Annotated in this window: 12 protein-coding genes and 1 tRNA gene; 12 read left to right on the top strand and 1 reads right to left on the bottom strand. The window is 64.6% G+C overall.

Going from position 1 to position 10,153, the window contains the following annotated elements; all coding sequences use genetic code 11:
* Positions 1-68 precede the first annotated feature (68 nt).
* Positions 69-152 (bottom strand) — tRNA-Leu (locus M3P27_01325).
* 131 nt (positions 153-283) lie between these two features.
* Here M3P27_01325 and trpC point away from each other — a divergent pair.
* From trpC to M3P27_01265, 12 genes are all read left to right on the top strand, one after another.
* Positions 284-1,132: an indole-3-glycerol phosphate synthase TrpC gene (gene trpC / locus M3P27_01320; GenBank protein ID MDP9266951.1), complete on the top strand. Its 849-nt coding sequence runs from the start codon at positions 284-286 to the stop codon at positions 1,130-1,132.
* Entirely contained in the window at positions 1,129-1,845 is a 717-nt protein-coding gene (locus M3P27_01315) for a phosphoribosylanthranilate isomerase (GenBank protein MDP9266950.1), read from the top strand. Before trpC ends, M3P27_01315 begins: the two co-directional genes overlap by 4 nt.
* A 37-nt stretch (positions 1,846-1,882) precedes the next feature.
* On the top strand, positions 1,883-3,085 hold the full coding sequence (gene trpB / locus M3P27_01310; GenBank protein MDP9266949.1) for a tryptophan synthase subunit beta: 1,203 nt from the start codon (positions 1,883-1,885) through the stop codon (positions 3,083-3,085).
* A gap of 10 nt (positions 3,086-3,095) precedes the next feature.
* A complete protein-coding gene (locus M3P27_01305; GenBank protein MDP9266948.1) occupies positions 3,096-3,653 on the top strand; it encodes a GNAT family N-acetyltransferase in 558 nt (185 codons plus the stop codon).
* Positions 3,654-3,655: 2 nt separating this feature from the next.
* A complete protein-coding gene (gene trpA / locus M3P27_01300; protein MDP9266947.1) occupies positions 3,656-4,465 on the top strand; it encodes a tryptophan synthase subunit alpha in 810 nt (269 codons plus the stop codon).
* Positions 4,466-4,492: 27 nt separating this feature from the next.
* Positions 4,493-4,825 (top strand): chorismate mutase, encoded by a 333-nt coding sequence (locus M3P27_01295; protein ID MDP9266946.1) that lies wholly within the window; start codon positions 4,493-4,495, stop codon positions 4,823-4,825.
* Positions 4,826-4,850: 25 nt separating this feature from the next.
* Complete coding sequence (aroF, locus tag M3P27_01290) at positions 4,851-5,870, top strand: 3-deoxy-7-phosphoheptulonate synthase (GenBank protein ID MDP9266945.1); 1,020 nt, start codon at positions 4,851-4,853, stop codon at positions 5,868-5,870.
* Positions 5,871-5,876: 6 nt separating this feature from the next.
* Entirely contained in the window at positions 5,877-6,929 is a 1,053-nt protein-coding gene (locus tag M3P27_01285) for a prephenate dehydrogenase/arogenate dehydrogenase family protein (protein MDP9266944.1), read from the top strand.
* A 40-nt stretch (positions 6,930-6,969) separates the two neighbouring features.
* Positions 6,970-7,671: a CoA transferase subunit A gene (locus tag M3P27_01280; GenBank protein MDP9266943.1), complete on the top strand. Its 702-nt coding sequence runs from the start codon at positions 6,970-6,972 to the stop codon at positions 7,669-7,671.
* Positions 7,672-7,769: 98 nt separating this feature from the next.
* Complete coding sequence (locus tag M3P27_01275) at positions 7,770-8,468, top strand: CoA transferase subunit B (protein MDP9266942.1); 699 nt, start codon at positions 7,770-7,772, stop codon at positions 8,466-8,468.
* Positions 8,469-8,516: 48 nt separating this feature from the next.
* Positions 8,517-9,194, top strand: a complete 678-nt coding sequence (locus M3P27_01270; GenBank protein MDP9266941.1) for a hypothetical protein — start codon at positions 8,517-8,519, stop codon at positions 9,192-9,194.
* Between the two features lie 122 nt (positions 9,195-9,316).
* On the top strand, positions 9,317-10,153 hold an 837-nt coding region (locus M3P27_01265), incomplete at its 3' end, for a serine/threonine protein kinase (GenBank protein MDP9266940.1).

The following is a 10,153-nucleotide window of genomic DNA, read 5'->3' as shown; positions in this document are numbered from 1 at the left end:
GCGGCTTCGGTTGCGACATATTCGTTATCCTGGGCTAGCTAGATCTTCCAATGTTCGTGTGGAGCTTGTGCCTAAGAAGGGACTCTAACACCCACACCCTTGCGGGTACATGGACCTGAACCATGCGCGTCTGCCAATTCCGCCACTTCGGCTGATGTTTGAAACGAGGCAGGCAGGAACTACCGTCCCATTCTCGCCGAGCGCGCGCGGGCCTGTCAAACCCTTGAAACGCCGGTGCGGGCCCATGAAATCGGGCCCTCGGCTTATACTGACTGACTCTCTCATGCCCGTGACTTTGGACGAGATCGTGGCTGCGCGGCGTCGCGAGGTGGAGCAGGCCAAGGCCTCCACTGACCTGGACGAACTGCGCCGGCGTGCCGAGGCGCACACGCCGCGGGGTTTTCGGCGGGCGCTGGCGCGAGCTACGGAGTCGGGCCGGCCGGCGGCCATCATTGCGGAGCTGAAGAAGGCTTCGCCCTCGAAGGGCGTGATCCGCGGCAGCTTTCCTGTGGGACGCCTGGCCACTGGGCTCGCCGCCGCCGGTGCGAGCTGCCTTTCTATTCTCACTGAGGAAGCTCACTTCCAGGGATCGCTGGCCTATTTGCGCGAGGCATCGGCCGCAACGGAGCTGCCTTGTCTGCGCAAAGACTTCATCGTCGACGAATTCCAGTTGCTCGAAGCCCGCGCGAATAGCGCCGACGCAGTGCTGCTGATCGCGGCGTCGCTGACCTGGGCCGAGTTGCGGGCGCTGCACGGGCAAGCGCGCCACCTCGGGCTCGACGCGCTGGTCGAGGTGCATGATGAAGCGGAGATAGGACGCGCCGCCGCCATCGGCGCCGACCTTATCGGGGTGAACTGCCGCAACCTGAAGACCTTCGAGGTGGACCTGCGGGTGGCGCTCGACCTGGCGGACAAACTTCCGGCGAGCACGCTGAAGGTGGCGGAGAGCGGCATCCAGAGCGCCGCAGATATCCGCACGCTGCGTGCGGCGGGCTATGCCGCCTTCCTCATCGGCGAATCGCTGATGCGGGCGGAGGATCCCGGCGCCGCGCTGCGCCACTTGCTCGCGGAGATGGGTACGCCGCCGCCAAGTGCCGCGAATGAGGCGATGCGAGGGACAAAAGAACCATGAACAGCCGGTTGAAGAACATCTGGATAAAGATCTGCGGCACCACCAGCGTGGAAGATGCCGAGAGTGCGGTGGCGGCGGGCGCGAATTCCGTGGGGTTCATCTTCGCCTCCGGGCCGCGCCGCATCGCGCCCCTCGACGCGCGCAACATCGTGGCGCACTTGCCCGCGAGCCTGCAGCGGGTAGGAGTGTTCGTGAACGAGAAACCGGAACGCGTGCGCGAGGTCGTGACTCGGGCCGGCATGACGGCAGTGCAGCTGCACGGCGATGAGACACCGCAGTACGTGCGCGAGCTGTTCCCCGGCGGGCCCAGCGCGGAGGCAACTGGATATCCGGAGCGGCGGCGTGTCACGCGCATCTTCAAGGCGATCCGCATGGACGAGGGTGCGGCGGAGAAGATCCGCCAGTTCGCCGCGGCCGGCGAACTCATCGACGCCTTCCTGCTCGATTCCCCGGCGACGGTCCGCGGCGGCTCGGGCAAGCCCTTCGATTGGGACGCCGCGGCTGCGCTGATGGAGCAGTTCAAGCAGAACGACAAGCTGCGCTTCGTCATCGCCGGCGGCCTGCGGCCGGGGAATGTGCAAGACGCTATCCGCAAGCTGCGGCCGTGGGGCGTGGACGTCGTCAGCGGCGTGGAGAAGCAGCCGGGCGTGAAAGACGAAGCGGCGGTGCGCAGCTTCATCGATAAAGTCCGCGAGGTCGAGGCCACGCTCTAGGCGATTTATGTCTCCGCGAACTATGTCTCCGCGAACTATGTTTCCACGAACCAGCTCCGCCGCGGCTCCCGGACGCTTTGGCGCCTATGGCGGGCGCTACGTGCCGGAAACACTCGTTGCCGCGCTCGAGGAATTGGAGCGCGCATACGCCAAGGCAAAGCGCGATCGCAGGTTCCAGCGCGAGTTGCACGAGCTGCTGGTGCAGTACGCGGGACGTCCTACGCCGCTTTACTTTGCTGCGCGGCTCACGCGCGAATTGGGCGGCGCGCAGATCTATCTCAAGCGCGAAGACCTGCTGCACACCGGCGCGCACAAGATCAACAACTGCCTGGGACAGGCGCTGCTGGCGAAGCGCATGAACAAGCGGCGCATCATCGCGGAGACCGGTGCGGGGCAGCACGGGGTAGCTACAGCCACGGTGTGCGCCCTGTTTGATCTTGAGTGCGTGGTCTACATGGGCACCGAAGATATGCGGCGCCAGGAGCTCAACGTCTTCCGCATGCGGCTGCTGGGCGCGGAAGTCCGCGGCGTGGAGGCCGGGTCGCGCACGCTCAAAGACGCCATCAATGAAGCCATGCGCGATTGGGTGACCAACGTCCGCACCACGCACTACCTGCTCGGGTCGGTGCTGGGCGCGCATCCGTATCCCACCATGGTGCGCGATTTCCAGTCGGTCATCGGGCGCGAGGCGCGCAAGCAGGTGACGCAGCAGGCGGGCAAGCTGCCGGCCGCCGTGATCGCATGTGTGGGCGGCGGCTCGAACGCGATCGGGATATTCCATCAGTTCATCGGCGACAAGCGCGTGCAGTTGATCGGGGTGGAGGCGGGCGGCAGAAGCGCACGCGTGGGCGAACATGCGGCACGCTTCCTCGGAGAAGGTGGCGCGCCCGGTGTGCTGCAGGGAACGTATTCTTACGTGCTGCAAGACGAGGCCGGGCAGGTGGCGAGCACGCATTCGGTCTCCGCCGGCCTGGATTATCCGGCCATCGGTCCGGAACATGCCGCGCTGCACGATTCCGGTCGCGCCGAGTACGTGGCCGCTTCGGACGCCGAGGCGCTGGCCGCGTGCACGCTGCTGGCACGGACGGAAGGCATCATCCCGGCGCTCGAGTCCGCGCACGCAGTGGCGGAGCTGGTGAAGCGCGCGCCCAAGATGAAGAAGTCCGACGTAGTGATCGTGAACATCAGCGGGCGTGGCGACAAGGACATCGGGATATTGCGGGAGAACCTCAAGTCTTGAGGACTCAAAATTGACTTTCGACCTTCAGCCGCGCTTGCAGGGAAAGCTGCTCGAGTTGCGTCCGCTGGCGCCGCAGGACTTCGACGCGCTCTACCAAGCGGCGAGCGATCCGCTGATCTGGGAGCAGCATCCGGAGAGCGACCGCTACCAGCGCGACGTGTTCCAAAGTTTCTTCGACTCGGCCCTCGAATCGCGCGGCGCCTTCGCCGTGATCGAATGCAAGACGGGAAGGATCATCGGTTCATCGCGCTACGCGCGGCTCGACGTGGAGCAACGCCAGGTGGAAGTCGGCTGGACGTTCCTGGAACGCGCGTTCTGGGGCGGCGAGTACAACGGTGAATTGAAGGCGCTGATGCTCGACCACGCTTTCCGCTTTGTCGACCGCGTGCTCTTCATCGTCGGCGAGAACAATCTGCGTTCGCAACGAGCGGTAGAGAAGGTCGGTGGCAGTGTGGTGGGAAAAGAAGAACGCCCGGGGCGGGATGGCAGGATGGAGCCGAACGCCGTCCTCGCCATCACCCGGGAGGAATGGAAAAACCGGCACAAGCGCGATGAGCGCAAGACCTAGCCATGCCGCTGCGCCTGGAACACAAACCGTCGCTGGTCGCGTACGTCACCTGCGGGGATCCCGACATGGAGACCACGCACGCGATCGTGCTCGCCGCCATCGACGCCGGCGCCGATGTGGTGGAGCTGGGTGTGCCTTTCTCCGATCCCATCGCGGACGGTCCCGTGATCCAGCGCGCCAGCGAGCGCGCGCTGCGTGCCGGAACCACGCTGAAAGATGTGCTCGCGCTGGCGCGTGCGGTGCGCGGCGACCGGCCGCGGGCCGGGCTCATCATCTTTTCGTATCTGAATCCCGTGCTGCGCCTGGGGCTCGCGCGCTTCTGCGCCGCTGCGGCCGCCGCCGGCGTGGACGGCGCGCTCATCACCGACCTCACCCTGGATGAAGCCGGCGAGTACATCGCGTGCATGCGCCAGCGCAACCTCGCGACCGTATTCCTCGCGGCGCCGACCTCGCCGGACGCGCGCCTCGCAAAGATCGCCGCCGCCTCGCGCGGTTTCATCTACGCAGTTTCGCGGACGGGCGTGACGGGGACGCGCGCCGACGTATCTTCCGACGCGCAGCTGTTGGTCGGGCGCATCCGTAAGTTCAGCAAGCTGCCGGTCGCAGTCGGTTTTGGCATCTCTACGCCGGAGCAGTTTGCCGCGGTCGGTGGCTGGGCGGATGCGGTGGTGGTGGGCAGCGCCATCGTGGAGCGCATCGAGAGCAACCTGGGAAGGGAAGCGCAGGCGGTGGCGGGCTTCATCGGTTCGCTCAAGCGGCACGCCGCCGCTAAACTGGGTAGCGCGGGCGTCAGAAGCAGAGCGGGGAGCTAGAAGCGAAAGAGCTGAGAGCTGGTTTTTATGGACATCGCAGAGTGGCGAAAGAAGATCGACGAGTTGGATCGCAAAATGGTCGAGCTGTTGAACGAGCGCGCGAAGGCGGCGCAGGAGATCGGGCGGCAGAAGCGCTCGACCGCGATGCCGATCTACGAACCGGAACGCGAGAGCAAGATATTCGAGAACGTGAAGGCGGCGAACCGCGGTCCGCTCTCCGATCTCGACGTCACGCAGGTCTTCGAGCGCATCATCGACATCATGCGCAACCTGCAGAAGAAAGAGATCGTGTCCGAGGAAAAGGAAGAAAAACTGGCAGCGGGTGGCGGGACGGAATTCGACAGCGACGTGAACGAATGATGGACGAGCGACAGCGAGCGAAGCAATGATCGTAGCGATGCAGGAAGCCGCCAGCGAAGAGCAGATCCAGAAGGTCATCGAGCGGCTCATCAACATGGGTTTCGAGGTGCACCGCTCCACGGGCACGCGCCAGACCGTGCTCGGTGCGGTGGGCCAGCGCGTGGATTTCGATATCCGCGACATCGAAGTGCTTGCCGGCGTGGGCGAGGTGCATCGCATCTCCGCGCCCTACAAGCTGGTGGGACGAAGTTTCCGGCCCGAAGGTACGGTCATCCAGTTCAAGAATGGCGTGCGGCTCGGTGGCGACGATGTCCACGTGATGGCCGGGCCGTGCTCGGTGGAATCGCGCGAGCAGCTGTTCGCCGTCGCCGAGGCCACCAGCAAAGCCGGCGCAAAGTTCCTGCGCGGCGGCGCGTTCAAGCCGCGGACCTCGCCATATTCCTTCCAGGGGCTGGGCGAAGAAGGCCTGAAGCTGCTGCGTTCCGCGGGCGATAGGTTCAACCTGCTGGTGGTGAGCGAAGTCATGGAGATATCGCAGATCGCGCTCATGCTGCCTTACGTGGACGTGCTTCAAGTAGGCGCGCGCAACATGCAGAACTTCAACCTGCTGCGCGAACTCGGCAAAGCCCGCAAGCCGGTGCTGCTCAAGCGCGGCATCGCGGCGACCATCGAAGAGCTGCTGCTTTCCGGCGAATACATCATGGCCGGCGGCAACTATGACGTGATGCTGTGCGAGCGCGGCATTCGCACGTTCGAGACCTACACGCGCAACACGCTCGACATCTCGGCCATCCCCATCGTGCACAAGCTTTCGCACTTGCCTATGGTCTCCGACCCATCGCACGGCACCGGACGCCGCGACAAGGTCGCTCCCATGGCGCGGGCTTCCGTTGCTGCCGGAGCCGATGCGGTGCTGATCGAGGTGCACAACGAGCCGGAGAAGGCGCTCTCCGACGGCGCGCAGTCGCTCTATCCCGAACAATTCGTCGAGTTGATGGCGCAGTTGCGGATGATCGCGACCGCGGTCGGCCGCAAGCTGGCATAGCAGAACATGTTCAAGCAGATCACCATCGTGGGCACGGGCCTGATCGGCGGGTCGCTCGGTCTAGCGCTGAAGCGCGCAGGCTCCGGTGGCAAGGGCTTCAAATCGAAGGGCTTCAAAATAAAGATCGTGGGGTGTGACCGCGCCCCAGTCCTCGCCGCGGCACGGAAGCGCGGCGCCATCGACCGCGGCGAGACGGATTGCGGGCAAGCGGTGCGCGGCTCGGACCTGATCGTCCTCGCCACGCCGGTCGGCGCCATCATCGACTTTCTCGACCGGCTCGGTCCTCGGCTGCCGAAAAATGTTTTTATCACCGACGTGGGCAGCACGAAGCAGGAGATCGTCGCGCGCGCGCGCCGTGTATTTGGTCCGGCGGTGGCGCGGCGCTTTCTGGGCGGACATCCCATGGCGGGCAAGGAGCACGGCGGCATCGCACACGCCGACGCCGAGCTATTCCGCGACGGTCTTTGGTTCCTTACCCCAGCGCAGGACCAGGACCTCGATTCAGGCCCCGCCGCCGACTGGGCCGCGCTGCTTGCTTCCATCGGAGCGCGCGCCACGACCATTGCGCCCGAGGCGCACGACCGTCTGGTGGCTTGGACCAGTCATCTGCCACAACTGCTGGCGACAGCGCTGGCGTCTTCGCTTGCGGACTTCGCCGAGCAGCTCGCCGCCGATTCCGGCGACGACCTGATGTTGGCCGATGGTTCATCCAACCCCAGCGACGTCGGCGGACGCGGACTGCGCGACATGACGCGCCTGGCCGCGAGTCCCTACGACATGTGGCGCGACATCGCGCTCACCAACACCGCGAATATCGAGCAGGCGCTGGCGGCGCTGGAGCAGAAACTGGCGCACATCCGCGAGAACCTGCGCACGCGGGAGCTGGAAGAGGAGTTCCGGCGTGGGGCCGAAACTCTTCCCGCTCTTCGAGAACTCGGAGGCACCGAGACACGGAGAGGAACACCGAGCAAGGAAAGGAAAGAAGAAACCAAGAAGCGGAAAACGAAAACCACAAAGCGCACAGCGGCTTCGCGTCCTGGGAAGCGCAAGCGCCGCTGATTTGCGCGCTTCCGCGCGTGCCGACTAGAATCCTCCCGTCATGAACAAAGTTGTTGCCAGCGCCGATGAAGCTGTCCGCGACGTGCAGGATGGCGCCACCATCATGGTGGGCGGCTTCGGGCTGTGCGGCATCCCGGAGAATCTGATCGCCGCGCTGCGCCGCAAGGGCGTGAAGAATCTCACCACCATCTCCAACAACGTGGGCGTAGACGACTTCGGCCTCGGCCTGCTCCTCACCAACGGACAGATCCGCAAACACATCGGCACCTACGTGGGCGAGAACAAGACGCTCGAGACGATGGTGCTTACGGGGAAGATCGAGCTCGAGCTGAATCCTCAGGGAACGTTCGCGGAGCGCATTCGCGCGGGCGGCGCCGGCATCCCTGCGTTCTTCACTCCGACCGGCTACGGCACCGTGATCGCCGAGGGCAAAGAGACGCGCGATTTTTGCGGACGTCCATACGTGATGGAGACCGCGCTGCACGCCGACTTCGCATTCATCAAAGCCTGGCGCGGGGACGAGTGGGGAAACCTCATCTATCGCAAGACGGCGCGCAATTTCAATCCCATGATGGCGACGGCGGCGACGGTGACCATCGCGGAGGTGGAGGAGCTGGTCGCGGTCGGCGAGCTTGAGCCCGACCACGTCCACACGCCGAGCATCTACGTGAAGCGCATCTTCCAGGGACCAAGCTACGAGCACCGCATCGAGAAGCGGACGCTGCGCAAGGCGACCGCGTGAACCCCTTTTTGCCCCGGATCGCCACGGATAAACGCGTAGCAATCGGGCGGCGAGGCCCCTCAGGCCGCCGAGCCGCCTGCACAAAGGCCTAAACGAATATGGTGACGCCAACAAAGCCGAGCGGTTTGGAGCGCGGCGACACGGATAAAAGGGACCGCATCGTCAAGCGCATCGCGCAGGAATTGCGCGACGGTTTCTACGTGAACCTTGGTATCGGCATGCCCACGCTGGTCGCGAACCACGTCCCGGCGGGCATGCACGTGGTGTTGCAGAGCGAGAACGGGATGCTCGGCATCGGTCCGTATCCCGTCGCCGGCCAGGAAGACGCTGACTTGATCAACGCTGGCAAAGAGACCATCACCGAGATCCCCGGCACGGCGTACTTCAACTCCGCCGATTCGTTCGCCATGATCCGCGGCGGCCACGTCGACCTGAGCGTGCTCGGCGCCATGGAGGTGGACGAGGAAGGGAATCTTGCCAACTGGATGATCCCCGGCAAAATGGTCAAGGGCATGGGTGGCGCGATGGACCTGGTCGCGGGCGCGCGCCGCACCGTGATCGCGATGGAGCACGTGACTAAAGACGGCAATCCAAAGATCCTGAAGCAGTGCACGCTGCCGCTCACCGGCGTCCGCGTCGTGGACACCATCGTCACCGAGATGGCGTACATCCGCGTGATCAAGGATGAAGGCCTGGTGCTGGAAGAGGTTGCTCCCGGACTCACCGCCGCCGACGTGCAGCGCGCGACCGAAGCGAAGCTCATCGTCAGCCCCGAGCTGAAGACGATGAAGTTCTGAAGTCGATGTCGCGGCGCCGGCGTCCGCGCAGAGAACCACATGAGACCCATGGGCAAGACACGCATGCGACTCGCGAGCGCGCTCGTTGCGGCCGGTCTGCTGACGCTCATCCTGCCCATCATCCAGATGCGCGTTTCGATGTTTGGCAAAGTGGAGTGGTCGGCATTCGATGTGGTCTCGCGGCTGGTGAGCGGTGGCGATCAGCAGAAGGACAAGCCTTCGTTCATCGACATCGCGAAAGCAGCGAAGCGGGTCAAGACAGAGGTCGATCGCACCTCGTCACCGTCCTCCACATCGTCCAATGGAGTCCCGCGTCTGCCGCTGGGCATCATGCTGGCGCCGTTCATCCCGCTGGAGATCGCAATCACGTATGCGCTGTTGTTGGTTGCCATCGTGGTGCTGTGCGTGCGCCGCATGCAGCGGGCACTCGGGTTCATCAGCGCAGCCGGCGCCGTGACCAGCACGGTCGCGCTGCTCTCGGTATTCCTGTTCAGCAACGCCATCCAGCAGAGTCTGGCGAAAGAGCTGACCAAGCCGGACATGCGCGAGAACATTTTCGCGCAACTCTCGCAGGCGTTCATGGAAAGCATCCACGTCGACCCTGGCGTCGCGCTCTATCTGCTGGTCGCAGTGATGGTGGGATTGTTCGCGACCTGGAAATGGGATCAGCTGGACCCCATCGCGCTCCCTCGTGCTGACGCACTCGGCTCGCGCGGCTCGGAATGACAAGGGAAAGAAACTCTTTCACGTTTCTTCCACTCTCCCGAAGGCCGATATTCGCGGAGCGGAACAGTTCAGCGCGGCACATTCAAGAGCTATAATCCGACAGCTTCCCGCAACTCCAAAAAATGGCCCTCTCGAACGGCACAAGACTTGGCCCTTATGAGATCCTTGCGCCCGCCGGCGCCGGCGGCATGGGCGAGGTCTATCGCGCCCGGGATACGCGGCTCGACCGCGAAGTCGCGGTAAAGATCCTGCCGTCCACGATGTCGGAGAACGCCGACATCCGCGAGCGCTTCGAGCGTGAGGCGCGCGCCGTTTCCAAGCTCTCCCATCCGAACATCTGCATCCTGCACGACGTGGGCCGCGAAGGCGACGTGGACTTCATCGTGATGGAGTACCTCGAGGGCGAGACGCTGGAGCAGCGCCTTACCAAAGGCCCGCTGCCGCCCGAGCAGATCCTTCGATACGCCATCCAGATCGCGGACGCGCTCGACAAAGCGCATCGCCAGGGCATCATCCACCGCGACATGAAGCCGGCGAACATCATGCTCACCAAGGCGGGCGCGAAGCTCATGGATTTCGGCCTCGCCAAGCAGCTCGAAGCCGTGCCGGTGGCCGCCGCGCTCACCGAACTCACCGCGACCGACCGCAAGCTCACCACCGAGGGGACGATCCTCGGGACGTTCCAGTACATGGCGCCGGAGCAGCTCGAAGGGCAGGACGCCGACCAGCGCACCGACATCTTCGCGTTTGGCGAGGTGCTGTACGAGATGGCGACCGCGCAGCCGCCGTTCAAGGGGCGGACGAAGGCGAGCCTGATCGCGAGCATCCTGTCGTCGGAGCCGCCGCCGATCGCGGCGTTACAGCCGCTCACGCCTCCCGGACTCGACCGCGTGGTGCGCATCTGTTTGGCGAAGGACCCGGCGGAGCGCTTCCAATCGGCGCACGACCTCAAGCTGCAA

This window comes from Acidobacteriota bacterium, from assembly GCA_030774055.1.
Lineage (GTDB): Bacteria > Acidobacteriota > Terriglobia > Terriglobales > Acidobacteriaceae > JACPNR01.
This window is presented reverse-complemented; position numbering and strand designations above follow the sequence as displayed.

Coding starts and splice junctions, on each gene's coding strand:
- trpC (MDP9266951.1), top strand. CDS start 284: ATGCCCGTGACTTTGGACGAGATCGTGGCTGCGCGGCGTCGCGAGGTG.
- M3P27_01315 (MDP9266950.1), top strand. CDS start 1,129: ATGAACAGCCGGTTGAAGAACATCTGGATAAAGATCTGCGGCACCACC.
- trpB (MDP9266949.1), top strand. CDS start 1,883: ATGTTTCCACGAACCAGCTCCGCCGCGGCTCCCGGACGCTTTGGCGCC.
- trpA (MDP9266947.1), top strand. CDS start 3,656: ATGCCGCTGCGCCTGGAACACAAACCGTCGCTGGTCGCGTACGTCACC.
- M3P27_01295 (MDP9266946.1), top strand. CDS start 4,493: ATGGACATCGCAGAGTGGCGAAAGAAGATCGACGAGTTGGATCGCAAA.
- aroF (MDP9266945.1), top strand. CDS start 4,851: ATGATCGTAGCGATGCAGGAAGCCGCCAGCGAAGAGCAGATCCAGAAG.
- M3P27_01285 (MDP9266944.1), top strand. CDS start 5,877: ATGTTCAAGCAGATCACCATCGTGGGCACGGGCCTGATCGGCGGGTCG.
- M3P27_01280 (MDP9266943.1), top strand. CDS start 6,970: ATGAACAAAGTTGTTGCCAGCGCCGATGAAGCTGTCCGCGACGTGCAG.
- M3P27_01275 (MDP9266942.1), top strand. CDS start 7,770: ATGGTGACGCCAACAAAGCCGAGCGGTTTGGAGCGCGGCGACACGGAT.
- M3P27_01270 (MDP9266941.1), top strand. CDS start 8,517: ATGGGCAAGACACGCATGCGACTCGCGAGCGCGCTCGTTGCGGCCGGT.